The sequence below is a fragment of the Marivivens marinus genome, assembly GCF_035969385.1.
GTDB lineage: Bacteria > Pseudomonadota > Alphaproteobacteria > Rhodobacterales > Rhodobacteraceae > SELP01.
In genome coordinates this window covers 25,896-49,591 of sequence record NZ_JAYKKJ010000005.1, presented here as the reverse complement: position 1 = coordinate 49,591, position 23,696 = coordinate 25,896, and the positions used below count along the sequence as shown (strand labels likewise).

Here is a 23,696-nt window from a genome sequence, read left to right as displayed (position 1 = left end):
TCCGGCGGTTGACAGCCGCCGATGCGCTGGCCTTTCGCCATGTCCGGCTGGAGGCGCTGCGCCTGCATCCCGAGGCCTATGGCTCGACCCTCGCGCAATGGGAAAACCTGCCCGAATCCCGCTACATTCAGCGGTTGGAAAACGGGGTGATTTTTGGCCTTTGGACAGATAAGGGACTGGAAGGGCTGTTGGCCTATGACCGGGAAGACGGCCACAACGCAGGCCATCGCGCCAGCCTGCACGCGGTCTATGTCCGCAAGCGGTTGCGCGGAAAAGGGGCGGTCGATCTGCTGATCGAAGCGGCGATTGCGCAGGGCCGCACCGATGGTCTGGCCCAGATCGAACTGTCGGTGGCCGAAACCAACACCCGCGCCTATGACGCCTACGCCCGGCACGGCTTTGTCCGCTTTGGCGTGATCCCCCGCGCGTTGCTCATCAAGGGCAACTATGTCGATGAAATCCAGTTGATCCGGCGGCTGGACGACTAGGTGCGCGGCCAGACCCCAAACGCCGCATTGATGCCCGGCCCCGCCCCTTGTATCAGGCGGGGGAAGGAGCCTGCCCATGCCGCATTTTCTGTCCACCCGTGATGCCGATTTCGAAGCCCGCTTTTCCGCGCTTCTGGGGATGAAGCGCGAAGACAGCCCGGACGTGGATGCCGCCGTCGCCGGAATCATTGCCGATGTGCGGGCGCGTGGGGATGCGGCGGTGATCGAGCTAACCGCGAAATTCGACCGGCTGACGTTGACCGCCGAGACTCTGCGGTTTTCCGAGACCGAGATCGAGGCGGAGTGCGCCAAGGTCAGCCCCGAGGATCGCGCCGCCCTTGAACTGGCCGCGGAACGCATCCGCGCCTACCACGAACGGCAAATGCCGGATGATGCCCGCTGGGAGGATGCCACTGGCGCCTCGCTTGGCTGGCGCTGGACGGCCGTGTCGGCGGCGGGCCTCTATGTGCCGGGCGGGCTGGCATCCTATCCGTCCTCGGTGCTGATGAACGCAATTCCGGCCAAGGTGGCGGGGGTCGCGCGGCTGGCCATCACCGTGCCGACGCCCGATGGGGTCACGAATCCGCTGGTGATCCTTGCGGCCCGGATTGCCGGGGTGGACGAGATTTACCGCATCGGCGGGGCGCAGGCGATTGCGGCCCTTGCCTATGGCACGGACACCATCCCGCCCGTGGACAAGATCACCGGGCCGGGCAACGCCTTTGTCGCCGCGGCCAAGCGCCGGGTTTTCGGCAAGGTGGGCATCGACATGATCGCGGGGCCGTCGGAAATTCTGGTCATCGCCGACCGGGACAACGACCCGCACTGGATCGCGCTGGACCTGCTCAGCCAGGCCGAACACGACGAAAGCGCCCAGTCGATCCTGATCACAGACGACGCGGCCTTCGGTCAGGTTGTGGCCGCCGCGGTGGACAAGCGGCTTGAGACGCTGGAACGTCGGGCCATCGCCGGGGCCAGCTGGCGCGATTTCGGCGCGGTGATCACCGTGGAGAGCATGGAACAGGCCGTAACCCTGTCCGACCGGATCGCGCCTGAACATCTGGAGCTGTGCGTGAACGATGCCGAGGCGATGGCGGCCCGCGTCACCCATGCGGGCGCGATCTTTATCGGGGGCTGGACCCCCGAGGCGATTGGCGATTACATCGGCGGACCCAACCACGTGCTGCCCACTGCCCGGTCGGCCCGGTTTTCAAGTGGATTGTCCGTGATGGATTTCGTCAAACGCACCACCCTTGCCCGGATGACTCCTCAGGCGCTGGCTGCCATCGGTCCTGCCGCCGAACGGCTGGCCACATCGGAAAGCCTTCAGGCCCACGGCCTGTCTGTCCGTGCACGGCTTGACCGGTTGAACGAGGGGTAGGCGCATGACCAAGATCATCGACATCAGCATCGACGACAGCAACCTGCCGCCGCCCACGCCCGAGATCGAGCAGGAGCGCAAAGTCGCGGTCTTTGACCTTCTTGAAGACAACAGCTTTGTGCTTCCCGACCCGGACGGGAAGGGCATCCCGCCCGGTCCCTACAAGCTGAACCTTGCGATCCGCGACCGGCGGCTGGTCTTTGACATCCGCACCGAGGCCGACGCCCCGGCAGGCGAATTTCATTTGTCGCTTGGGCCGTTCCGTCAGGTGGTGAAGGACTATTTCCAGATCTGCGAAAGCTATTTCGACGCTGTGAAAACCGCCGCCCCCAGCCAGATCGAAACCATCGACATGGCCCGCCGTGGCATCCACAACGAAGGCGCCCGCGTGGTGCAGGAGCGGCTGGAAGGCAAGGCAGAACTGGATACCGACACCGCCCGCCGCCTGTTCACCCTTATCTGCGTTCTGCACTGGGGGGGCTGACCGGTGGGGGACGGGGACAAAACCTTTCCACCTTTGCCCCAGTCGGTCCTGTTTTGCTGCGACCATAATTCGGTGCGCTCGCCCATGGCCGAAGGCATCATGAAGAAGCTTTACGGGCAGGAATGCTATATCCAGTCCGTCGGCGTGAAGAACGATCTGGAGATTGACGGATTCGCCGTGACCGTCTGTCAGGAGCTTGGGGTGGAACTGTCCCGCCACCGGTCCCGGTCCTTTGACGAAATGCAGGAATGGGGCGACGACCTGTCGTCCTTCGATCTGGTCATCGCCTTGTCGCCCGCGAGCCAAAGAAGGGCGCTAGAGCTCACGCGGGTCTTTCATCTGGACGTAGAGTATTGGCCAATCCTTGACCCCACCGGTCTGGGAGAAAGCCGGGAGGCGCGGTTGGACAGCTACCGCCAGACCCGGGATCAGATCATGGGCCGCCTGATCGAACGCTGGGGCCCCGCAAGAGAGAGTTGAACCGACGATGACCGACGCGCGCGCCACCCTGACCCGCTATTTCGAGGCCTTCAACGCGGGCGACACCGACGCCATGCTGGCCGAGCTGACCGAGGACGTTGCCCACCACGTCAACGAGGGAAAGATCAGGACCGGCAAGGATTTGTTCAGGGCCTTCTGCGATCACATGACCCGTTGCTACAAGGAGGAGCTGACGGACATGGTGATTTTCGCGAACGACGACGGCACCCGCGCGGCGGCCGAATTCATCGTCAACGGTACCTATCTGCAAACCGACGCGGGCCTGCCCGTGGCGCGGGGCCAGACCTACCGCTTGCCGGGCGGGTCGTTCATGGAACTGCGGGACGGAAAGATCTCGCGCGTGACAACCTATTACAACCTTGCCGATTGGGTGGCGCAGGTGGCGGCGTGACGCTGGAGTTTCGCACCCTGACCGGCGCCGAGGTCGAGGCGGCGCTGGATGATCTTGCCCGCCTCCGGATCGAGGTGTTCCGGGCGTGGCCATATCTGTACGATGGCGATCTGGACTATGAACGGCAATACATGTCCAGCTATCGCGACAACCCGCGCGCGGTGCTGGTTGCCGCCTTTGACGGGGACCGGATCGTTGGCGCCTCGACCGGGACGCCGCTTCTGGGTCACGACGATCAGTTCGCCAAGGCCTTTGCGGAGGTCGATATCCCCATGGCCGACGTATTCTACTGCGCCGAATCCGTGCTTTTGCCCGAATATCGGGGGCAGGGGGCGGGCCACGTGTTCTTTGACATGCGAGAGGCTCATGCGCGGTCACTCGGTTACCTTTATTCCGCCTTCTGCGGCGTGATCCGGCCCGACGACCATCCCGACCGGCCCGAGGCCTATGTCCCACTGGACGGGTTCTGGCGCAAACGGGGATACCGCAAGCTGGACGGGGCCATTGCCATCTTCCGCTGGAAAGATCACGGTCAGCCTGAAGAGACCCCAAAACCCCTGCAATTCTGGATCAAACCGCTATGAAGATCGCCGCCTGCGCCTATCGCCCCGGATGGCACCGCACCCAAGAGGCGCTGGAGGCGAAGCTGGCGGCCTGGGTGGCGGATGCGGCGGGGCAGGGGGCCGATCTGTTGGTCTTTCCCGAATACGCGGGCGGAGAGGCGGCGCTGATCGGCGCGCCCGAGGGAGAGCCGGCCCCTGCAACCTGGGCCGACCGCATGGCCGACCGGGCCGTGGATTGGGCCGCCTTGCACCAGCGGCTGGCGCGGGACAACGGGGTCTGGATCCTTGCCGGGTCCCTTTGCGCCCATGACGCCGTGGGGCGGACGGTGAACCGCGCCTATCTGTGCGGGCCCGAGGGGCAGTTGGACTGGCAGGACAAGCTGATCCTCACCCCCTATGAACGCCACCAGATGCAAATCTCACCGGGGCACGAGATCCGGCTGTTCAACACCGCGCTCGGCCGGATCGGGGTGCTGATCTGCTATGACAGCGAATTCCCGCTTCAGGCCCGCGCATTGGTCGAGGCCGGGGCGGATATGATCCTTGTTCCTTCCGCCACGGATTTTCCCGCCGGGCAGACCCGCGTCCGCCAGTCCTGCCGTGCCCGCGCCATCGAAGGGCAATGCCTGATCGTGCAAGCTCCGGTTCTGGGTGGGGTCGCGGGATGTGACGTTCTGGACAGCGGCACGGGCCGCGTCGGGTTCTTCTGCCCGCCCGATTTCGGCCTGCCTTCTGACGGGATCCTCGCCCAGGGCGACACCGATGCCCCCGGCTGGGTCATTGCCGATGTGGACCCCGCAGCCATCGCCGCCCCGCGTCAGACCGGGCAGGTTGGCAATTTCGCCCATTGGACGGAACAGGACGGGCGGGTCGAAACGGTCACAATCCGGTCCTTGCGCTGATTGCCCCTTGAAAATCGGCGGTTTCGGGCGCATTTAAGCGCCGGTCGCGCATTCGGGCGCGAAGAACCAATTCAGGAGATCACATGGCCAAGGAAGAACTGCTCGAATTCCCCGGTGTCGTGAAGGAACTCCTGCCGAACGCGACATTCCTGGTCGAGCTGGAAAACGGCCATACGATCATCGCGCATACGGCAGGCAAGATGCGCAAGAACCGCATCCGGGTTCTGGCAGGCGACAAGGTGCAGGTCGAAATGACCCCCTATGACCTGACCAAGGGGCGGATCAACTATCGCTTCAAATAGTGCGCTAGCCAACCCTTGGGTTTGCGATTGAACATCACCACACCGAAAGGTGTTTCTGTTGAAGTGAGAAGGTTCTGTCGCGAGCTCTCTTCGGTTGAGCCGTGTGTTTTGCCGGTACAGCCTCGCGATAGGGCCAAACCCTTAGAGTGCTTCTTCAACGTTGCTGATGCGGCTCGCGACGGAGAAGGCAGCCCGGTCTTTGGTTTCCTAGTTTGGGAATTTGAGGGTCATTGGCTCGAAGCTGAACGGCATGCAGTTCTACGGCGGACAACCGGTGCGATTGAAGATATTACCCCTCACCTTGACGGTGAGAAGTCGATTCTGTTCGTCGAGGATCCCACATGGTCCTTTGACGTTAATAACCCGGCACCGACCCGCCGCCCAGAAAGGTGGCTGCTGAGCGACGAACCTATGGTCAAACAATGGGCCGGTGCCCTAGATCGGCTTGACATGTTCAAATTTAGAAATGGACGGTTCGTGGGTAGGCATGTTGATTGGACGCCTCGAGACGAAAAGAGTACTCGCCATTACCAAAGGATTGGACGCGAAGTGCAGAAATTTCAGACGGCGGTGTTGGGACGTTGACTGTGCAACCCAAACTAATCCTCGGCTCCGGTTCTCCCCGGCGGCTGGAGCTCTTGGCGCAGATCGGACTGCGCCCTGATGCGGTGCGCGCGCCCGACATCGACGAAACCCCGCAAAAGGGCGAACTACCCCGCGACTACGTCAAGCGCATGGCCCGCGAAAAGGCCGAGGCCGTGCCGGCAGAGGCGGGCGAGGTCGTGCTCTGCGCCGATACCACCGTTGCACTGGGCCGCCGGATCCTCGGCAAGCCCGAGGACGCAGGTGAAGCTGCGGAATTCCTTTACAAGCTCTCCGGTCGCCGACATCGGGTGATCACCGCCATTGCCGCAAAACGGGACGGGGTGATCAAGGTGCGCGACGTGTTGACCATCGTGCAGATGAAGCGGCTGTCGGATGCCGAGGTGAACGGCTATCTCGCCACCGGGGATTGGGACGGTAAGGCCGGCGCCTATGCCATCCAAGGGCCCGCCGGAGCCTTCATTCCGTGGATCAACGGATCGTTCACCGGGGTCGTCGGCCTACCCCTGACCGAAACCGCGGGGCTGTTGCAGGCGATGGGATACCCAGTTCACGGAGGCGCGGCATGAAGGGCCGGACAATCATTCTCGACCACATCGGCGGGCGCGAAGCCGCCGCGCGCATGGTCGACGGGCGGCTTGACGATCTTCTGATCGACGATGACAGCCAGCCGCGCCCCGGCGCGATCTTCCGGGCGATTTGTGACCGGCCGCTGAAGGGGCAGGGCGGCATGATGGTGCGCCTGCCCGACGGGCAGACGGGGTTCTTGCGGCAGGGCAAAGGGCTGCGTCCCGGCCAGCCGATCCTGACGCAGGTCACCGGTTATGCCGAGGATGGCAAGGCCGTGCCGTTGACCAATCGGATCCTGTTCAAAAGCCGCTATGCCATCGTCACTCCGGGCGCGCCGGGCATCAACCTGTCGCGGCAGGTCGAGGACGAGGAAGAACGCGCCCGCATCCTTGCCATCGGCCATGCCGAGATGGAGGGGGCGGAGCACGGGCTGATCCTGCGGTCATCCTGTGACGGGGCCGGGGAAGAGGAGATTGCCGAGGACATCGCCGCCATGCTGGCGCTGGCCGAGGCGGTGACAGGCGATGCCGAGGGCACGGACCCAGAGGCGTTGACCGATGGGGACGGGCCCCATGTTCTGGCCTGGCGCGACTGGACCGGCCGGGCCGAAGTCGTCACCAAACCGGGCGGGTTTGCCCGGCTGGGCGTTCTGGATGAAATCGACGGAATCCGCCGGGCCGAGGTGCCAATCGGGGAGGGGTCGATGGTGGTCGAGGCGACCCGCGCATTGGTTGCCGTGGACGTGAACACCGGCGGCGATACGTCCCCGGCGGCGGCGCTGAAGGCCAACCTTGCCGCTGCCCGCGCCCTGCCGCGGGCATTGCGCCTCCGGGGGTTGGGCGGACAGATCGTGGTGGATTTCGCGCCCATGTCCAAGGCGCACCGGCGGCAGGTGGAACAATCGCTGCGCGCGGCCTTCAAATCCGACGGGATCGAGACCTCACTGGTCGGCTGGACCACGATGGGCCTGTTCGAAATGCAGCGCAAACGGGAACGGCTGCCGATGCGGTCGCTTCTGGCCGGGGTGCTGGAATGACCTGCCCGATCTGCGGCAAACAGACCGACCCAAAGGCGCGGCCCTTCTGCTCTAAACGCTGCGCAGACATCGATCTGGGCAAGTGGCTGTCCGGCAGCTACGCGATCCCCTCCGAGGACCCGGAAGAGGCCGAAGAGGCGCTTCGGGAGATGGAAGAACAGCTTCGCAAACCGCATTGAAATTTTTGCGACAAAAGCCTCTGGACACCCACCCAAAGCGCGTCTAGAAGGCACCCACCCAAGCGATTGACAACACCGTCAACGCATCCCGTGCCCGGGTAGCTCAGGGGTAGAGCAGTGGATTGAAAATCCTCGTGTCGGTGGTTCGATTCCGCCCCCGGGCACCATTAAATTTAAAAAATATAATATAAAACAGGGGCTTAATGACCCTTGCGTGTGGGCTTTCCCCGCATTGCTCCCCCATTTATTTTACCACTCTTCTTGTCGACACCCCGCGCTAGCCCGTTAGAATTCTGTCTCATTAGCATCACAAAAAGTGGAAGTTGCAGTGGGGAAGAGACCTGGGAGGCCAAGTAAAGTTCCTGAAGACATCGAACACATCGAGTACATGGCGGAACTTTGGTGCTGCGGAAAATCAGGCCAGAGCTTCCGGAAGGCAAGCAGGATTGCTGTGGGCATTTTGGGGGCAGACGGGAAGAGAAAGCCGACTCATGCTGCACAGCTAGCTTTCCAAAAGAGGGGCGGTTCTCAAACCAGAAAGCCTCCCCCTCTCATTGAAAGTGTCGCAGAGCGACTGGCTCGTCGACTATCCTCTCTGGATAAGCAAGGCTTGGCCATACCGCTCAGTTTGTTTTGCGTGTTCAGGCAAGAATGCTCGGCATCATATGCCCGTTCCCATCCGAATGCTCGGGTTGCACTCAGGCTGAGTTCACTTTCTGAAATCACTGATTTGGAGCAGACTGTATTAAGTGAAGCGATAAGAGCAACCGCGATGCGTTGTGAGGTGGATCAAGAACAGGTTCTAAAAGTGGCGGCAAAAGGGGAAACCGTTTGGCGGCGTATTCGCGCTCGCGATATCAATATTTTCTCGTAGATTTTTCCAATTTTCACGTAGTTTTTAGGGATTTTTCTCGTAGGGGTTCTTGGTGATCCTTCTTGACATGCAGCTGGCAACGCTGCGCTTCAAAGAAGGAGGTCAACATGGCCTGTAAACTCTTGACGATTGATGAGTTGGGGGTCGCTCTTGGCGGCATCAGTTCCCCGACCATCTATCGCCACATCAAAGCCTTACCAGGCTTTCCCCAGCCCGTAAAAGTTGGTGCATCGACGCGATTTAGGCAATCTGACGTAGACCTCTTCGTCAGTTCCCTCGGTGCGTCCGAGCGTCCGAATAACCGGAAAGGAGTAATCAAATGACCTATCGTCATGCCAAAGCGAATACTTGGGGACAAGGCGCTGAAATGGCCACTGGTCACGCCAACCTGGATCGGCATCAACTTGACTGCGCAGGGTTAGAGTGCCGAGAGGTGCTTGAACGTATAACTGATGCCTCCCTTGGTTTGGGACTGGTCGAGATCATCCACGATATCAAGATGCATCCTTGGTACCTTTCGCGCGAAGCAGGGCGCACAGAGGTTCCCTCGCCGTTTGCGCTAGAGCGCCTTCATTGCCTCGCAAGCGAGATGAAAGCCTACGTGGAAGAAATGCGGCTGCGTAGGTTGAAAGAGCTGTAAAGCTGTCTTGAGAGGGACTTAGGCGGCCAGCTGGCCGCCTAAGTCCACTCTGTATGCTCTGCTGAAAATCATAATTCGGGGTTGTCGATGAACAGATACGGCAACGGGATAACGGTGCTGAGCTGCTTGCCGCCGTACATCGCCGCTAAAACGCATACAATTTCCTGTGGCGTCCCAGTCACAAAGGCTTTCAATGCAGGAAAGTGGTTTAATTATAGAGCGTTTGAAGTCGATGGAGTTCGTGCTCTGCACGACCTTCTGGTCGAGCTTGGTGATCACAGCACTGACTTTATAATCAGGGGGCACCTTAACCAGCAGGCCATCGCTAGAGCCAACGGGACCGTTCGTCGCGCCAAGAACGCGCAGAAAGAATTGGGTGAGGTGGTCCCATATTTTCTGGAAGTTCCTCGTAACTGGGTAATGCTGGATTTCGACAAAGTGCCCAACTTGCAGGGCTTGGAGCCAACTTCATTAGAGGCAATGCTATATTTACGCACGTTGCTGCCTCCCGAGTTTCAGGATGTCGTATGCAGTTATAGCATGTCGTCGTCGGCTGGGTTGTCGGGAGATGGAGCGACAATCAGTGGACACCTTTGGTTTTGGATCGATCGCCCGGTAGGTGAAGGCGAATTAAAGAGTTGGCTGACAATCGCCCCTGTCGACAAGGCTCTATTCCGTACGGTGCAACCACATTTTGTCGCCAACCCCATCTTCAAGAACGGCAGAGTAGATCCTGTTTCCCGTCGGAAGGGTATTGTGCCTGGAGCTAGTGACACAGTCAGTGTTCCAGTAATTCACAGGGTGCAGCCGAGACAACTCACGGCATCGAATGGAACTGGTGTTGGTTTGCAAGTCGCGTCCGGCTATGAATCGAGGATATCCTTACTAGGTGATGGTCCGGGCTTGGAGGGGTGTCACAACGTCCTCACTTCAGCGATCGCAGCTTACCTGAATGATCGAGGTCCAGGGGTCGATTTTAAAGCTCTCAAACATGACATCCGCAATCGTGTTAGCGAAGCGCCGTGGGACCATGAGAAGCACCCGAGATCTTATCTGGAGCACGAGACTTCAGACACCGTCCTAGACAGGAGCATCGCAGACTGGATCAACAAGGCCTTTGTTATTGCCGAGCCATATCCTGTTGATGAGAAGTTGTCACGAGAGGAGGCTTCTGCGGCACTCAAGTTTGAAGTCCAGAGATGGGCCAAGCTAGCTATTAATTATAACCGTCTGAGGGCTGCTTTCACAGAAGGCAGTTCAGGGTTGAACGCTTGGTTCCTGTCGTGCGCGTTTGAGGAGTACTTTCTGCCCCCGCGTCAACTTATCGACGCGGAGGTTGGGCTCGGAAAAACGAGAGAATACATCGAGATCCTGCATCGTTTAGTCGACGCGCTGCAGGATCGACACGGGGTACTTATTTCGGTCCCAACACACGCGTTGGCAGACGAATTGTCACACCGGATAGCAGCAACAGGCGCGGAGGCCCAAGTCTATCGAGGTCCACGCCAACCCGATCCATCCAGTCCAGCACACCAGATGTGCCGTCGGCACACTGACTACGCAGTTTTTCAGGCCGCTGGGATGCAAAGCCAGCTGTGTAAGGTTTGCGAACATCGTACTTTGTGCGGGTATCAGCGCCAGAGAAAGCTTAAGTCAAAAATCTGGATTGCACCCCATAATGTCTTGTTTCACAAGCGACAGGCGCCAATCCCACCGATTGATTTCCTGATCGTTGACGAAGATCCGATGGGCGCCGGCTTCGAGGAGAGGTCTGCGGTCCTTACGGAAGCAGATGCGTCACCTGAGTTCGCAAGAGCGATGCGTTCATTGCCGCTTGGTGTCGCATTTAGCCGTTCTGACCTGGATGTTGATGATCATGCGCTTCGACGGTTGGAGAAGGAGCTCTGGAGCCGAACGAACAAGATTAAGCTTTGTGAAGGCGCAGATGTAAGCGAGCTTTACGAGGCTAAGATAGTGGCGTTGAAGATTGCGAAAGAAGCTACGCATGCGAATCTACTTCGAAGCATTAGGCAGCATGGCGTTGTGGGACTGCGATGCTTTGTAGATGAAAGTGGAAGGCGGCTTGAGTTTACGCGGCAGCGGCGCATTCACAAAGATTTCTCGGCGGCGTTGCTTCAGGTTGACGCTACATCAAACTGGGAACGCTCAAGGCATCTATATGATGGTTATCAAGCTCCTCCAATGTATGAGCCTGGCAAGTTTGCCGATGAGGATGGATCCGTCGCCATCGATTACCCTTATCCACTTCCGCCAATCAGCGCGCCTGCGCGCCGAATAAGAAGTGTCATACCGCATACTCAAATTAGGCAGGTCGTCTTCTCCGCCGCTAAGAGGCGCTTCTTAGAGGGGAGTGAACCGACTGGCAATCTGTTAAAGCTTCGGCGCTACATCGATGCCCGTTCAGCTTCTTATGATAAGGTTTTGGTAATCGGCCAAAAGTCCGTAGCGAATTGTATCAGAGATTGCGGGCTGCCTGCACATGTGGAAGCTGCGCACTTCAACGCGATCCGGGGGCGTGATGAGTGGCGAGATGTTGATTTGCTTATTGTCGTCGGGCGGACCCAGCCACCCGTAGGGGCTGTGGAGATCCACGCAGAGGCACTGTTTGCGCAGCCAGTTGGGACGATACAGCCAGAGTATTATAATTCTGTTTGGCAACCGCTTACCGGTACGAACTATCTCGTGCGCTCAGAGCGTCACCCTGATCATCTTGCGGACATGCTGCGCTTTCACGTCTGTGAGGAAGAGCTAATCCAAGCAATCGGTCGCGGGAGGGCAGTAAACAGGACAAAAGAAGACCCGCTACAAATCGACATCATCAATCAGGTTCCACTGCCCAACACAAAGATCGATGAAGTTATTACATGGGAATGTGCTCGCCCTACTGCTCGTGACCTGATCCTTGGGAGGTACGGGTTACTTCTACCTCGGAAGCGGGTTCAAGGATGGGCCGGAATAGTGCAGGCGCTGCTTCCCGACGTTTTTAAGAGCGAGAAGGCCGCTCGGCAGGCCGGCACGTCCTCACTTGCTGATAGGCCTAATAAGGAACTCTTACTAGAAGGTAATGGCAATGAGCGCAGCTCTTTTGAATGCCAAACCGAAATTGTTGGTCTACAGAGTGTTGGAGCGCGCTACATGGTTCCCGCGATCGTCGTCAAATCACTGCTAATGAATGTGGATGAGGCAGGGCAGCTTCTTCTTAGCCGCGCAAGTTCAGAAAATATGGTTCAGTATTTACCGACTAGTGTAGCGGTTTCGACAAAGCTCACACGCGCATGGCGAGAAAAGCTGAGGGCAAGTGATGAGCTTGCTCTCATGTGGTGAGATGAAGCGCAGCCCGTTGAATGCCACTTTGTTTTGTTATAATATTACATAAATATCAAAGCTGATACCATGCAATAGCAGTGAATGGTGCGCAAAATGGTTAACAATCGCGGTGGGCCACGCCTTGGAGCCGGTCGTCCAAGGGGGTCTAAAAATAAGACGACCATCGCAAAAGAGGCGTTAGCAGAGGTCCTCGATATCGATGATGCTGATAGGATCCAGAGTGCGGTTCACAGGCGTGGACATCAACTCCTAATAGAACTGGAGCGCATAGCCTTGGACCCTACCCAGCCGGTCGCGGCAAGGATTTTGGCGGCGAAGACTGCACTGCCATTTTTGGTCTCGAAACCTGTCGAGACTTGTTACCCATTGGGCAGGTTTGGTGGCGAAGACCTGGTAAAGCGGCTACACGAAGGCCGAGCGCGGCTCATGATTTCGTAGATCGGGCGTTCCGTTGTGCCGCCAAAGATGGCCGATGCGGTTGTAGCTCGTCCATTGAGAACGACGTTCCCGCCAGATGTTCGGCGTGTGCCTTCATCTCCAACATCGCTGGTGACGGATTGGAAGAGTTCTTGGTTGGCTGCCTGTTCTGCGCTCGCAAGGTCGGCAGCGGACGTTGGTTCTCTAACGCCGCTTTCATCACCTGTTGCATTGAGGCTGAGCTCAGACCCGTCGGCGGTGTCGGCTCCGGCAGGATCTGCACGACCGTCGATGATTTGTCTTGCGATTTCTTCATAGCTTACATCCGCAGTCGCCCGCGCTCCCAGCTCAGCATACAGCCGTTTTTCATAGTACTACAGGACCGCTTGGATCTCTGCGACCGTGAGGTCGACTCCGCGTTCCGCCAGCTTTGCTCGCATGGGCAGCGTCGTATTGACCATGAACTCGCGGTTAGACGCATTCTGACCCAGATCTCTACACATCCCTTCGACTGAACGCAAAGTCCTCACCAAGCTGCTGATGCTTACATGAGTTGCATGTCCATTTTCGTATTTCGTCATGCGTACTAGGACTTCCATCAAAGAACTGTGGGATTTCACCAGTGGGCTGGGTATCCTCACTGCCGCATGCAGGACACCTGAAATCGATTTCATACTTGACCCGCGCGGGAGGTCCAGGGCGTACGGGTGGAGTGTTGAAGCCGCTATAGATCTTTTTCATTCCGATGTGTTCCTCCACTGGTGCAAGCTCAAGAAACCTTCCCGCGCGATGAAGCGTCCTTGAAACCAGCTTGCAGCGATGTAGCACGGTGCAACCCCCGGGGCGTCATAGCTGTCTGGGTCTACGGCATCGGTGCATCTCGACCCATGTCGACTGAATAGGATCGTGTAACGGCCCGGCGACGTCTCGACGCTGATCGGTCGACCGCCTCGGTAATCGTATACTTGCCCGTCCACGATGATATGCCCACGGCAACCGCCAGTGCCGCAGTTGTAGCTCCAGCCGGAGTAGCCGCATCGGATGCTGGCGTGGAATACGAGGGCCTCCAGATCGTCGTCAACCGGCATGGTGTAGAGGGCATCCTCAGCGATCTCAAATATGTCCTCTTCTTCCGCCTCGGCTTCAGACATTGGTTCAGGGTCGGTGGCCTCGCAGTGCGCACGGTATTCATCGATGAGCCTCACGAGGAGTTCTCGTTCGGTTTGCGCCGCGACAGGGAATGCCATGGCAAGCAGCAGGATCAGAGCCAGCGGCTTCCATAGCAGCAGCGCAATTCTGATCAGCATGAACATACTGTTCCTCGTTTCCTCTGGTGGAAGGGGCGGCGCTTTCTACTGTCTGCCCTTGCAGCTCTATCCTTGAACTCAACGGATGCCGAGCTCTTCAATCAATAGCATGCTTCTCGCTCGCAGACCCGTCCCTCGTCTGTTTTCTGAACCATCTGGCTCTGTTGGGCGACAAATGGATATCCAACACAAGCTCTCTGGGCCGTATCCATGTTTGAACCAACCACAAAAGAAACTGTAGTTGCCATCGCACTTGCGCTGACTTCGGCCTCGCTCGGCGCCATTTCAGCTTTGGCAATCATCCACTTGGTGTAAGCCTAATTACTGACCCAAGGATCGCTCGTAGGCAGCGAGCAGCACCTCCGGACGCTTGGCATAGCCCGTGCACAGGAAGCGAGGGTCAGGCTTGATGCCAACCCGTCCCAGATCAAGCCGATCAGCGTCCCAGCAGGCCTGAACAGTCAGATCAGCAGCAATTAAGCCGTCTGAGTGGTAGCGGCAGGCCTCGCAGAGCAGGTTGAGTTCCGCGGCTGAGAGATCAAACCAGTCCCCTTGCAGCGCCCTGGCGTATTCCGCTGCGCGTGGACCGTGATCAGGATCGTGGCCTTCGTTCTCCCTCTTGCTGTCGTGGATCACTGCGAAGAGTTCCACCACCTTCAGGTTGGCGCCTGTCGCAGTGGCGATCTCTCTCCCGTTGTGCAGGACCCGCAGCCAGTGATCCCTCCCATGGAACCCGCCATGACCCAGCGAGTGCGTGTCAACTAGGTGGTAGAAGAGGGCTGCGGACACGTTGGCGGAGGGAGTTAACATGCGGAGAGTGCTCTACTGAATGCTAGGCTGGACCGAATTATACCCGTCATGCCTTCCAGTTGAGAAGGGTGCAGAGGGGTGATTTATGGTGGCCGTAGTGCTACCCAGAAACAGCAAACTTCAACGCATAGACTCAGCGTCATCTATCCTCTGAAATGCCGTTGCATACTTTAAGATTATGGCGCCATCCAGCCTGCAATAACTATGCCAGGTAGACTGAGCGGTAAGTCTAGATAAGATCCGCTTATGACACTGCTCCGCCTCATGGGTGAGAAGTATTCTCATAAAGGGTGGACCGAACCTTTCATCACCGTCTGTTGGCGGTCGATTAGTCCCGGGGGCTGGCTCAAACAGCCATTAGGGGCAGGGTCTAAGTGCGGGCTGCATTTTGTTGCATGTGGACGAGGCCCTGGGCACATAAAGTTTGAGCGAGGAGGACCTTATTTTGATCAAAGCACTTCGGATTCTCTGGAAAAGCCTGAGAACAATGAGGTTTGTTGTAATACTACTCGTTGCTCTAGCATTTGGTTCCGCCAGCCTAGCCATTCACGCGGTTCGCCTGACAGCTCAGGTTGCTGAGTTAACATTGGAAGCAGGCCAACTGGCTACGGATCTGGCACGAACCCAGTCCAGAGTGGCAGCGCAAACTCGGGCTCTAAGGACATTGAGAGCCAATCTTTCATCTTCATCTGCTCAAGTTGGCCGCATTAGTCGCCAACTCAGTATTCTACAGCGCAGCACCACACGTGCGGTCGCCACTGCGGTCGCTAGAGCACGCGCAAAGGCTCGATTGCGCAGAATGGTTGTGGCGGTTCCTGCAGTGGGTAGCTTGTTGGCTGCTTACTTTGTGGAGGTGGAGTATCAGGAATGGCTTGAAGAAAATCCTGGAGGGGATCGCACACAATATGCGTGTGAAGTGGCACAAGTGACTTCTGAAATCATTCAAGAGGAAGTCGAGGAATACCGGGACTTTTTGGAGAGTGACCGCGTAGAGGTCGTGCCGGCATGGGCTCGGCCCAATGTCGACACGGTAGCGGGATGGCTAGAATCTTGGCGTCCTGAGTGTGAGGAAGAGGCTGAAGAAATCGAGGGCGAACCAAGCATGGGTCCTGCTCCAGGCTCGCCCTATGAGCCATAATATCGACGAACTTGCTGCTTATCGCCGCACCTAAGCGCCCACAGTAAATCCTTGATACTCCCTAACTGTAGTGGCGCTTCATTACGTTTTTGGGGAAATCGGAGGCTAACAGAACTCGGCGGCTTCTATTCCGTGTGAACCCTTCAGCTCTGTCGGGCGACACATGATTATCCAAGCACAAGCCCTGAAAGCCACTCTCATGTTAAAAGCAACCACAACTGCACTCGCGCTGATATCTTCCGTCCTCGTCTCGAACACTGCTTCTGCGGATAGTCCGCTCGATGGAATTCTCATCTCTGACCTTCGATTTCTGCCCTACGTCGAACAAGAGCTTCAGGGAAGCTGGAGGGTCATATCGTTCCTTAATATGGATACCGGCCTCGTTGAGCCGGTCTATGAAGATTCCGAGAACGTGTGGGTCCGCTTCGGAAGCGGTGACCTTTCGGTCTCTGCGGGCTGCAACCCGATCTGGGGCGATGTTTATGCCAACAACGGACGCGTTGAGCTCATTGACGGCCTTTTCTCAACGATGCGCGCTTGCCCAGCTTCTGATCATGAGGAAGAAGACCGGTTTCTTGAGATCATCCCATTCGATGGGCACTACTTCGTGATCGATGATCGCCTCCACCTTTTTAATGAAGGCGGACAGCTTCAGGTCACTCTGCTAAGGTATGAGTAGAGCCGCGTATGGACCGCGCCTGTTCAGATGAGTGCACGATGTAATCAGCGTTTCGGATGTTGCACTTGACGCTGCCTTGCCTAAATGGGTGGCGTCACTGCTGCTGATACATCGATGCACATGAAACTGGATGACATCCTGAACGCTAAAGACCCGGCAGCTGCCCTGCGCGACAGCGTTATAGCTGCAGGTGGATTCTGGGCTGAACCAAACTCCACTGCTCTCTTCGAGATTCACTTCGCGGGGGTAGCGGGTGTTGGGATAGGGGCAGAGGAGGCCGCAAAGGCTTGGTTGCAGGCTGCTAAGCTCGCCATGGACACTGCCCCTTAGATGGGTATGGTTCTGACTGTGCGGGCCTGTAGCTCAATTGGTTAGAGCAGAGCGCTCATAACGCTTTGGTTGCGGGTTCAAGTCCTGCCGGGCCTACCAAAGCCCCCTTGGCGGAATGGTAGACGCTGGAGACTTAAAATCTTCTGCCTTCGGGCGTGCCGGTTCAAGTCCGGCAGGGGGCACCAAAAGCATCTTAACGAGGGTTGAATACCCCGTATTATTATCTCTCGCTCTGTCCGGGCTGCTGATGGGTGAAGATGAGCTGACCATCGACGATTAAGGCTACATCATCGCCAACCCACTGGCTATGCGGGAACACCAGCATCCACTCATCCCCATTGTTGCGAACATATGGTGAGTGGCCAATGTAGTCATGGACATTCTCACCAATCACCACATAGCCCTGACAGTTTCCAGTCATGCCGCAATTTCCCCATGCGCCCGGGTCGACGTCGCTATTGTTTGAGCCCTCTGGCCAGCGACCACAGACCATCGAATGGGCGACATAGGCTGTGAGCCCCTCACCTGCTGGAAGGCTGTAGATACCCGGAGGTGGGAGCGGGCGGTAAATCATGGTTCCGTCCTCGAGGCGCTCCGAGACTGTCGGTGTGGCAGGAAAGTAGTGGGGGATGAACTGACCCGATGGCGTAATCGCGTTCATGCTAAATTGGCAGTTGGAAAACATCTCCTGCATCTGTGGCCGTAGTGCGTTGTACACTTCTTCGCTCAAATCTCCCTGAACACTCAGCTCGGAATGGGGGGGCAGCGGCCAAGTCTGCGCAGCTAAAGGTAGCCCAGAAAGAAGAAGCCACAAACCGGTGCCCAAGCTGAACGCGAGCGTACCAAGATGCCTGCTCAATCGCATCTCATGCCTCATATGTTTTGTTTTGACCAACAGTCAGCGCGAATACTGAGGCGGTCAACCAGCAGGCGAGTGTGATGGCTTAATCGGCAGGATTCCGAGCATTGGGGTTGAGTTGCTTTGTCAACAATATGTGCCCTAGGCATCTTCGATCGTCATCGAAGCCGCGATGCATCCTAATCGACATCGGCACCCATGCCGCGGTCTGTGATAGATGTGCGCTGAAGAATGTGTGCATTCAAGACAGGGGTATCCAATGTTCACTTGAAGAAATGGATCTGGTTTCATAGCGTTGGACCATGAAGACTGCGTCCACAAATTTCCCTCCGATGAACGCTTCCACGATTTGAACTAGGCGCTAACGGGTTCTTGACCGAGGATAAGACATTGAACACTGCGTCGCGCTATAGGCAACTTGCTGAATTGAGGCTCCTGGTGGGCGCTCTGGGCGAGCGTGAACTCCATGGTTGGTGGCCCACCTCTTTCTTTTCAAAGTCGGCAAAGATGTTTTTGGAGCCGGTCTTTCCCCGTACTTCGCTTCTCGCGCAGTATAACGGCAACCTGGAAGCGGCGCGGCGCACTCACGATGAACATCTCAGTGTAGGTAGCTTCCACGTTTTTCGCCTTCCGGAAGAAGCCGAGCAAGATATCTATGATCTTGTCGCATCCATGTCGCCGGATGAGCTCGACGACATTCTGATAAAAGACAAAACAGCTGGCATGGCGGCTCTTCTAAATCTTGCCGACGGCCAAGCCGAAGTTGCAGAGGGACCATCGCTCTGTGGCGATATCGAAGACATCTTGGGCGGATCGGCCTTGTCCCGAGTGGCATCTGTGTATCACCAAGCATTCGAAAATGGCACGCGTGCGTATCCATACTTCGAGAAGAGCTCGTGATGGAAAGTGCTCCATACACAACGCAGCTCCAGGCTGGCCTCGGATTGGTTGAAGAAACCAAAGAACTACTCGAAATCTGGGAACCTGAAATGCGCACAGCAGCATTGTACGAGACTGCGCTTTCTTCAGGTCGGTTTCCGAACGTGACGGCCCGTCGCCTGCGAAACATCGTGGCAGAGTGTTTTGCGCCGCGCTACCTTAGGGGTGACGGGCAAACGGCGCGACTTCTTAAGACTTTGCGTCATCAGCTTCCGAGTGACGCGTTCTTACAGCTGCTCTTTCTGTACACCTGCCGTGCCAACCCAATCCTCGCAGATTTTGTCCGCGAAGTTTACTGGGCACGCTATGAAGGCGGTTACGACACGATCGAAAGCAATGACGCTCGGCATTTTGTCGAGCGCGGCATAGACGACGGTAAGACTTCAAAGCGTTGGTCCGAAAGCACTACCCGTCGTGTCGCAGCTTACCTTACCGGTTGTTGCGCAGACTTTGGACTTCTCCAAGCTGGGTTGAAATCAACTCGGCAAATTCTTCCTTTTCGAATAGCGCAACCTGTCACTGCCTATCTGGCGTATGATCTTCATTTTCTTGGGATGGGCGACAACACCGTACTCGCACATGAGGACTGGGGGCTTTTTGGCCTGTCTCGTGAAGATGTAACCCAGGAGCTGAAACGTGCATCACTCCAGGGCAACCTAGTCATTCAGAGCGCAAGCGACGTTGTGCGTATCAGTTGGACGCTCCCTGACATGGAGGCGCTTTGCGATGGCCTCACTTAGAGCGGATTTTGATGAGCTTCGTGAACGGATTCGCCATGGGCGTGAGCTTGGACATGCGAGCTTTGAGCCCGTCTATTACCTCGTCTTTCCTCCTGAAAGTATTCTTGAGGTAAAGCGGCAAACTCCTGCATGGGAAGCTAAGCTACATCAAGAGGGTTGGGACGTTCAGCTGTTCTCAATCGCGGAGCAGCTTTGGGACTTGCTGAAGCAAGATCCATTCTGGCCACTGTGGGTGGCACAGGATGAGAAATCCCCGACTGACTGGAAAAAAACCAACGAAGCTCTTGCTGCACGGGCTACAGCGGAAGACGGTCTTCTTCAACGACTTGAAAGCAAGCTCAGCGAGCTTGATGGCAATGAGCACGCGCTGCTGATCGTGACGGATTTGGAGGCGCTGCATCCGTTTCTGCGTATCGGTTCAATTGAGAGTAGGTTGCAGGGCAGTTTTCATGTGCCGACGATCTTTCTCTATCCGGGAACGCGTACAGGAAAGACGAAGCTTAAGTATCTTGGGTTTTACCCAGAGGACGGCAACTATCGCTCAGTGCACGTGGGCGGATAACATTTTTTGAGAGCACAAAGCATGAGCATTCGCAGTCTGTTCGACGCATCTCGCGACATCAATCGTACGATTGAGAAAGTCATCAGCTACGGCGCTGACGAGGAGAGGCGCCTGAAGGCTGAAATATCTGAATACGTTGTAACTGAAAGTATTGAAGAGCAATTCCAAGAACTGCTCGATAAAATGCAACATGCGATGGAAGCGGGTGGCGAAAACGAAGTTGGCGTATGGGTCTCCGGTTTCTACGGATCGGGAAAAAGCTCCTTTACAAAATACCTGGGTCTTGCCTTCGACAATCAGAAGACAATTGATGGAGTCCCCTTCCTAACTCACCTGCAAGATCGCCTCCACAAGCCGCAGACCAAAGCTCAGCTTAGTACCGTCGCGCAGAGATTTCCCGCAGCTGTAGTGATGTTAGACCTAGCTAGTGAGATGCTCGCTGGTGCGACGATGGAGGATGTTTCGAGCGTCCTCTACTACAAAGTTCTTCAGTGGGCAGGTTACTCCCGGAACCTCAAGGTTGCAGCTTTCGAGCGGAAAGTTGAAGCGGACAATCGGACCGAAGAACTTCATAACAAGGTTTCCGAGGTGATGCCGGGTGCCACTTGGAAGCGGATACAAAATGATCCGCTTGCTATTGACGCACTTATTCCTCGCATCGCGCATGAGATGTACCCAGAGCTCTTCCCCGAGGCATCTTCTTTTAGCTCGAACATTGAAGACTTCCTTCAGTTCGAGGATCAGCGTGTCCAAGAGATGATTGATATTGTGCGCCAAAAGAGCGGCAAGCAAAATATCATCTTCATCGTCGACGAAGTTGGTCAATATGTTGCCTCGCGGGACAACTTGATCCTAAATCTCGACGGGCTTGCGAAGAACTTCAAGAGGCTGGGCGACGGAAAGGTTTGGATCATCTCGACGGCACAACAAACGCTTACTGAGGATGACCCCCGAGCCAGTCTCAATTCACCCCAGCTCTTCAAGCTAAAGGATCGGTTTCCCATCCAGATCGATCTTGAGTCCAGCGATATCAAGGAAATCTGCTATCGACGGCTACTTGGTAAGTCAAACGACGGTGAAAAGCAGCTCGCCAGACTATTTGATCAGCAAGGTCAAGCGCTGCGACAGAACACCCGGCTAGAGAATGCGAAGTACTACGACGCGGACTTCACCCGCGACACTTTCGTTCAACTCTACCCCTTCCTGCCTGCTCACTTTGAAATCCTTCTTCAGCTTCTTGGAGCACTAGCCAAGTCGACAGGTGGCGTTGGGTTGCGTTCAGCCATCAAAGTTGTCCAAGACATCCTTCGTGGTGAGGGAGGGACAACTGCTCTCGCGGATCAACCCGTAGGGTCGCTCGCCACGACGGTCACTCTGTATGACGAGCTCGAGAAGGATATTCGAAGAGCCTTTGCTCCGGTTCATCAAGCGGTCGGCAAAGTTCAAATTCGGTTTCCCGATCAACCTCTTCACCAAGATATCGCCAAATCTATTGCTGTATTGCAGATACTGGGGAACCTACCAGTCACGCTTCAGAACGTTGCCAGTTTGATGCACTCCTCGGTCATGGCTCCCTCAAAGTTCGAGGAGGTCAAAGCAGCCGTGGAAGAGATGTTGCGGGACCCGTTGGTTCCGCTCGGCGATAAAGATGGCACGCTTGTCTTCTTGAGCGAGAAGCTGCGAGATATCGAGCAAGAGCGTAGCGGACTGGCGCTTCGTTCTGTCGATGTTCGGCGCATCTTCAACGATGGTGTCCGTGAAGTCTTCGATCCTCTGCCCAGGGTCAACTTTCACGGAACTCTTGCAGTTGCTTCGGGGATCAAGGTTCAGAGTGGAGGCTCAGTGACGAGCCTTGCTGGAGAGCAAAACGCCATCCAGACCGTCGTCGAGTTCGTTGCATCCGACGACTACGAAACGGCACAGACCCGCCTAGTTGACGACTCACGAAGCCATGCGTCCCGCAATGTCATCGGTCTAATGACGAGGACAACGCCCGAACTGGACGACCTCTGCAACGAGATCTTCCGCTGTCAGCGGATAACCGAACTTCATCGAAATGACGCCGATCAGGAGATCAGGGAATATTGCAGAGCACAACAAGATCGCGCTGCAAGGCTGGCGGCAGAACTCAAGTCGAAACTAAAGACTGCTCTTCAGGGGGGGTCGTTCATCTTCAGGGGACAGAGCACTGCTGTGTCTGCGCTGCATGCCGACCTTTTGGAGGCCTCAAAGAAAATACTCTCCAGCGCAGCAGCCCAAGTGTTCGATCGTTATGGCGAAGCACCTGTTCGAGCCAACACAGATAATGCTGAGAAGGTTCTTAAGCTTGCTAATCCAGCGGCGATCACAAGTGCCCTTGACCCGCTGGGGCTTGTTCAGGTGAAAGCTGGCCGTCCGTCGTTCAAGACTGACGAAAAGGCTCTCGTGAGCATCCGTGACTACATTGACCGGCATGGAAGCGCTGTAGGGAAGCGGCTTCTTGAGCATTTCAACGCGGACCCGTTCGGGTGGTCGCAGGACACAACCCGGTACATTCTCGCCGTTATGTTACTGGCTGGCGAGATCAAACTCACGGTCTCAGGGCGCGAGGTCACAACTGCTGGGCCGCTTGCGATTGACGCTCTCAAGACAAACAACAGCTTCAAGCAGATCGGCGTGTCTCTGAGGGACGAGCGCCCCTCCAATGAAGCCTTGTCACGCGCTTCAGAACGTCTGACCGAGTTGCTGGGCGACACCGTCATCCCGCTTGAACAAGAGATCAGCAAAGCGACGCTGAAGAACTTCCCTCGGTTTCAGAACGAATATGGTTCCTTGCCGGAAAAACTCGGCTCACTTGGTGTTGACGGAAGTGATCGCGCACAAGCGTTGAACCAGTCTCTGTCGGACCTGCTTTCTTCTGACGCTTCGGATGCGCCCCAGCTTCTAGGAGCGGAGGAGTCGGCACTTTACGACAATCTGAAATGGGCTGCAGAGGTTCGGCGAGCACTTGAGAATGGGCTGGAACACACACTTCGGCAGCTTCAATCTCATAAGCGTGATATCGAGGCGTTGCCGGATACCGGCGCACCCGGTGCGCTGCGCATGGAGCTAAAGGATGAACTCTCATCCATTTCCGATTGGGCAGCCAAGGACGACTTCTTCAGGCATTCTGCGGACTTGGCTTCGACCCTAACTCACATCAAGGGCCGCGTCCGTGACACTGTCATTGAGTTGTCGAACCAACAAAAGCAACGGCTCAAGGACGGCGGCGAAAGTCTCCAAGAGCTGCCTGAATGGCGAGAACTTACTCAGGACGAGCGTGGTACGACACTAAGCCGGTTGGATGCCTTGGAGTTCTCCGCGACTGAAGACCTCGCCGGGCTGAACGCACTGCTTGCTCGGAATTATGATATCAGCATTACGCTGGACGAACTGAAGCGTTCTGTTGAGGTCACCGGACAGGAACGCATTCGCCAGCGCATTGCTGATGAGCAGGCCAAGAAAGGAAAGGACGGTCCTTCGCGCCTGGAAACGTCGGTGTCCATCCCTGCCAAGGTGAGCTCGGCATCGGAGCTTGAAGCGGTAATCTCGGAGCTGGAAGAGCTGAAGACGCAAGCTCGGCTCTACGAGGAGATCGACGTCTCCATCTCCCTGATGACGGATGAGGCCTGATC

Annotated in this window: 26 protein-coding genes and 3 tRNA genes; 25 read left to right on the top strand and 4 right to left on the bottom strand. The window is 56.8% G+C overall.

The window, feature by feature from the left end; genetic code table 11:
- Positions 1-8 precede the first annotated feature (8 nt).
- The 16 genes from U3648_RS09270 to U3648_RS09195 all read left to right on the top strand — a co-directional run bounded on the left by U3648_RS09270 (position 9) and on the right by U3648_RS09195 (position 12,259).
- Positions 9-488 (top strand): GNAT family N-acetyltransferase, encoded by a 480-nt coding sequence (locus U3648_RS09270; protein WP_420858956.1) that lies wholly within the window; start codon positions 9-11, stop codon positions 486-488.
- Positions 489-564: 76 nt separating this feature from the next.
- Positions 565-1,869 (top strand): histidinol dehydrogenase, encoded by a 1,305-nt coding sequence (gene hisD, locus U3648_RS09265; RefSeq protein WP_420858955.1) that lies wholly within the window; start codon positions 565-567, stop codon positions 1,867-1,869.
- 4 nt (positions 1,870-1,873) lie between these two features.
- Complete coding sequence (locus U3648_RS09260; protein WP_420858954.1) at positions 1,874-2,353, top strand: UPF0262 family protein; 480 nt, start codon at positions 1,874-1,876, stop codon at positions 2,351-2,353.
- A gap of 84 nt (positions 2,354-2,437) precedes the next feature.
- A complete protein-coding gene (locus U3648_RS09255; protein WP_420858953.1) occupies positions 2,438-2,833 on the top strand; it encodes an arsenate-mycothiol transferase ArsC in 396 nt (131 codons plus the stop codon).
- A gap of 7 nt (positions 2,834-2,840) precedes the next feature.
- The gene (locus U3648_RS09250) at positions 2,841-3,245 is read left to right on the top strand and encodes a ketosteroid isomerase-related protein (RefSeq protein ID WP_420858952.1); all 405 of its coding nucleotides are present in this window, start codon (positions 2,841-2,843) and stop codon (positions 3,243-3,245) included.
- Positions 3,242-3,829 (top strand): GNAT family N-acetyltransferase, encoded by a 588-nt coding sequence (locus U3648_RS09245; protein ID WP_420858951.1) that lies wholly within the window; start codon positions 3,242-3,244, stop codon positions 3,827-3,829. The genes U3648_RS09250 and U3648_RS09245 overlap by 4 nt, the downstream gene beginning before the upstream one ends.
- Positions 3,826-4,710, top strand: a complete 885-nt coding sequence (locus U3648_RS09240; protein ID WP_420858950.1) for a carbon-nitrogen hydrolase family protein — start codon at positions 3,826-3,828, stop codon at positions 4,708-4,710. Before U3648_RS09245 ends, U3648_RS09240 begins: the two co-directional genes overlap by 4 nt.
- Before the next feature lie 83 nt (positions 4,711-4,793).
- Positions 4,794-5,012, top strand: coding sequence for a translation initiation factor IF-1 (gene infA / locus U3648_RS09235; protein ID WP_008186030.1), 219 nt, complete (start codon positions 4,794-4,796; stop codon positions 5,010-5,012).
- A 27-nt stretch (positions 5,013-5,039) separates the two neighbouring features.
- Positions 5,040-5,597 carry a hypothetical protein gene (locus tag U3648_RS09230; protein ID WP_420858949.1) on the top strand — a complete coding sequence of 186 codons (558 nt, stop codon included), beginning with the start codon at positions 5,040-5,042 and terminating at the stop codon, positions 5,595-5,597.
- Positions 5,598-5,599: 2 nt separating this feature from the next.
- Positions 5,600-6,184 carry a Maf family protein gene (locus U3648_RS09225; protein WP_420858948.1) on the top strand — a complete coding sequence of 195 codons (585 nt, stop codon included), beginning with the start codon at positions 5,600-5,602 and terminating at the stop codon, positions 6,182-6,184.
- Positions 6,181-7,221 carry a ribonuclease E/G gene (locus U3648_RS09220; RefSeq protein ID WP_420858947.1) on the top strand — a complete coding sequence of 347 codons (1,041 nt, stop codon included), beginning with the start codon at positions 6,181-6,183 and terminating at the stop codon, positions 7,219-7,221. Before U3648_RS09225 ends, U3648_RS09220 begins: the two co-directional genes overlap by 4 nt.
- Entirely contained in the window at positions 7,218-7,400 is a 183-nt protein-coding gene (locus tag U3648_RS09215) for a DNA gyrase inhibitor YacG (RefSeq protein ID WP_420858946.1), read from the top strand. The genes U3648_RS09220 and U3648_RS09215 overlap by 4 nt, the downstream gene beginning before the upstream one ends.
- Positions 7,401-7,492: 92 nt before the next feature.
- Positions 7,493-7,567, top strand: a tRNA-Phe gene (locus U3648_RS09210).
- A 221-nt stretch (positions 7,568-7,788) separates the two neighbouring features.
- A complete protein-coding gene (locus U3648_RS09205) occupies positions 7,789-8,274 on the top strand; it encodes a hypothetical protein (protein ID WP_420858945.1) in 486 nt (161 codons plus the stop codon).
- Between the two features lie 319 nt (positions 8,275-8,593).
- Positions 8,594-8,914 carry a hypothetical protein gene (locus U3648_RS09200; protein ID WP_420858944.1) on the top strand — a complete coding sequence of 107 codons (321 nt, stop codon included), beginning with the start codon at positions 8,594-8,596 and terminating at the stop codon, positions 8,912-8,914.
- 87 nt (positions 8,915-9,001) lie between these two features.
- The gene (locus U3648_RS09195; RefSeq protein WP_420858943.1) at positions 9,002-12,259 is read left to right on the top strand and encodes a DEAD/DEAH box helicase family protein; all 3,258 of its coding nucleotides are present in this window, start codon (positions 9,002-9,004) and stop codon (positions 12,257-12,259) included.
- A 427-nt stretch (positions 12,260-12,686) separates the two neighbouring features.
- Here the strand turns inward: U3648_RS09195 and U3648_RS09190 are convergent, their stop codons facing one another.
- The 3 genes from U3648_RS09190 to U3648_RS09180 all read right to left on the bottom strand — a co-directional run bounded on the left by U3648_RS09190 (position 12,687) and on the right by U3648_RS09180 (position 14,775).
- Positions 12,687-12,995: a hypothetical protein gene (locus U3648_RS09190; protein WP_420858942.1), complete on the bottom strand. Its 309-nt coding sequence runs from the start codon at positions 12,993-12,995 to the stop codon at positions 12,687-12,689.
- Positions 12,996-13,416: 421 nt separating this feature from the next.
- Positions 13,417-13,992 carry a hypothetical protein gene (locus tag U3648_RS09185; protein WP_420858941.1) on the bottom strand — a complete coding sequence of 192 codons (576 nt, stop codon included), beginning with the start codon at positions 13,990-13,992 and terminating at the stop codon, positions 13,417-13,419.
- A 315-nt stretch (positions 13,993-14,307) separates the two neighbouring features.
- Positions 14,308-14,775, bottom strand: coding sequence for an HD domain-containing protein (locus tag U3648_RS09180; RefSeq protein WP_420858940.1), 468 nt, complete (start codon positions 14,773-14,775; stop codon positions 14,308-14,310).
- Between the two features lie 445 nt (positions 14,776-15,220).
- Between U3648_RS09180 and U3648_RS09175 the strand changes: the two genes are divergently transcribed.
- The 5 genes from U3648_RS09175 to U3648_RS09155 all read left to right on the top strand — a co-directional run bounded on the left by U3648_RS09175 (position 15,221) and on the right by U3648_RS09155 (position 17,128).
- Positions 15,221-15,934, top strand: a complete 714-nt coding sequence (locus U3648_RS09175; protein WP_420858939.1) for a hypothetical protein — start codon at positions 15,221-15,223, stop codon at positions 15,932-15,934.
- A 163-nt stretch (positions 15,935-16,097) separates the two neighbouring features.
- Entirely contained in the window at positions 16,098-16,613 is a 516-nt protein-coding gene (locus tag U3648_RS09170) for an META domain-containing protein (RefSeq protein WP_420858938.1), read from the top strand.
- A gap of 120 nt (positions 16,614-16,733) precedes the next feature.
- On the top strand, positions 16,734-16,943 hold the full coding sequence (locus U3648_RS09165; protein ID WP_420858937.1) for a hypothetical protein: 210 nt from the start codon (positions 16,734-16,736) through the stop codon (positions 16,941-16,943).
- 22 nt (positions 16,944-16,965) lie between these two features.
- A tRNA-Ile gene (locus tag U3648_RS09160) sits at positions 16,966-17,042 on the top strand.
- Positions 17,043-17,044: 2 nt separating this feature from the next.
- Positions 17,045-17,128 (top strand) — tRNA-Leu (locus tag U3648_RS09155).
- A gap of 35 nt (positions 17,129-17,163) precedes the next feature.
- On the opposite strand, the gene U3648_RS09150 is transcribed toward U3648_RS09155, so the two are convergent.
- On the bottom strand, positions 17,164-17,637 hold the full coding sequence (locus tag U3648_RS09150) for a hypothetical protein (protein WP_420858936.1): 474 nt from the start codon (positions 17,635-17,637) through the stop codon (positions 17,164-17,166).
- A 537-nt stretch (positions 17,638-18,174) separates the two neighbouring features.
- On the opposite strand from U3648_RS09150, the gene U3648_RS09145 reads away from it, so the two are divergent.
- The 4 genes from U3648_RS09145 to brxC are packed head-to-tail and all read left to right on the top strand — an operon-like array spanning position 18,175 to position 23,694.
- Entirely contained in the window at positions 18,175-18,702 is a 528-nt protein-coding gene (locus tag U3648_RS09145; protein WP_420858935.1) for a BrxE family protein, read from the top strand.
- The gene (locus U3648_RS09140) at positions 18,702-19,481 is read left to right on the top strand and encodes a BrxA family protein (protein WP_420858934.1); all 780 of its coding nucleotides are present in this window, start codon (positions 18,702-18,704) and stop codon (positions 19,479-19,481) included. The genes U3648_RS09145 and U3648_RS09140 overlap by 1 nt, the downstream gene beginning before the upstream one ends.
- Positions 19,468-20,043, top strand: coding sequence for a BREX protein BrxB domain-containing protein (locus U3648_RS09135; protein WP_420858933.1), 576 nt, complete (start codon positions 19,468-19,470; stop codon positions 20,041-20,043). Before U3648_RS09140 ends, U3648_RS09135 begins: the two co-directional genes overlap by 14 nt.
- Positions 20,044-20,064: 21 nt before the next feature.
- Positions 20,065-23,694, top strand: coding sequence for a BREX system P-loop protein BrxC (gene brxC / locus U3648_RS09130; protein WP_420858932.1), 3,630 nt, complete (start codon positions 20,065-20,067; stop codon positions 23,692-23,694).
- Positions 23,695-23,696 lie beyond the last annotated feature (2 nt).

Excerpts from the sequence above, each read along its gene's own strand:
- U3648_RS09140 (WP_420858934.1), top strand. The coding sequence starts at position 18,702 with ATGGAAAGTGCTCCATACACAACGCAGCTCCAGGCTGGCCTCGGATTG.
- brxC (WP_420858932.1), top strand. The coding sequence starts at position 20,065 with ATGAGCATTCGCAGTCTGTTCGACGCATCTCGCGACATCAATCGTACG.
- U3648_RS09250 (WP_420858952.1), top strand. The coding sequence starts at position 2,841 with ATGACCGACGCGCGCGCCACCCTGACCCGCTATTTCGAGGCCTTCAAC.
- infA (WP_008186030.1), top strand. The coding sequence starts at position 4,794 with ATGGCCAAGGAAGAACTGCTCGAATTCCCCGGTGTCGTGAAGGAACTC.
- U3648_RS09190 (WP_420858942.1), bottom strand. The coding sequence starts at position 12,995 with ATGAAGAAATCGCAAGACAAATCATCGACGGTCGTGCAGATCCTGCCG.
- hisD (WP_420858955.1), top strand. The coding sequence starts at position 565 with ATGCCGCATTTTCTGTCCACCCGTGATGCCGATTTCGAAGCCCGCTTT.
- U3648_RS09185 (WP_420858941.1), bottom strand. The coding sequence starts at position 13,992 with ATGTTCATGCTGATCAGAATTGCGCTGCTGCTATGGAAGCCGCTGGCT.
- U3648_RS09150 (WP_420858936.1), bottom strand. The coding sequence starts at position 17,637 with ATGCAGGAGATGTTTTCCAACTGCCAATTTAGCATGAACGCGATTACG.
- U3648_RS09215 (WP_420858946.1), top strand. The coding sequence starts at position 7,218 with ATGACCTGCCCGATCTGCGGCAAACAGACCGACCCAAAGGCGCGGCCC.
- U3648_RS09220 (WP_420858947.1), top strand. The coding sequence starts at position 6,181 with ATGAAGGGCCGGACAATCATTCTCGACCACATCGGCGGGCGCGAAGCC.
- U3648_RS09240 (WP_420858950.1), top strand. The coding sequence starts at position 3,826 with ATGAAGATCGCCGCCTGCGCCTATCGCCCCGGATGGCACCGCACCCAA.
- U3648_RS09195 (WP_420858943.1), top strand. The coding sequence starts at position 9,002 with ATGAACAGATACGGCAACGGGATAACGGTGCTGAGCTGCTTGCCGCCG.
- U3648_RS09200 (WP_420858944.1), top strand. The coding sequence starts at position 8,594 with ATGACCTATCGTCATGCCAAAGCGAATACTTGGGGACAAGGCGCTGAA.
- U3648_RS09165 (WP_420858937.1), top strand. The coding sequence starts at position 16,734 with ATGAAACTGGATGACATCCTGAACGCTAAAGACCCGGCAGCTGCCCTG.
- U3648_RS09255 (WP_420858953.1), top strand. The coding sequence starts at position 2,438 with ATGGCCGAAGGCATCATGAAGAAGCTTTACGGGCAGGAATGCTATATC.
- U3648_RS09170 (WP_420858938.1), top strand. The coding sequence starts at position 16,098 with ATGATTATCCAAGCACAAGCCCTGAAAGCCACTCTCATGTTAAAAGCA.
- U3648_RS09260 (WP_420858954.1), top strand. The coding sequence starts at position 1,874 with ATGACCAAGATCATCGACATCAGCATCGACGACAGCAACCTGCCGCCG.
- U3648_RS09205 (WP_420858945.1), top strand. The coding sequence starts at position 7,789 with ATGGCGGAACTTTGGTGCTGCGGAAAATCAGGCCAGAGCTTCCGGAAG.
- U3648_RS09135 (WP_420858933.1), top strand. The coding sequence starts at position 19,468 with ATGGCCTCACTTAGAGCGGATTTTGATGAGCTTCGTGAACGGATTCGC.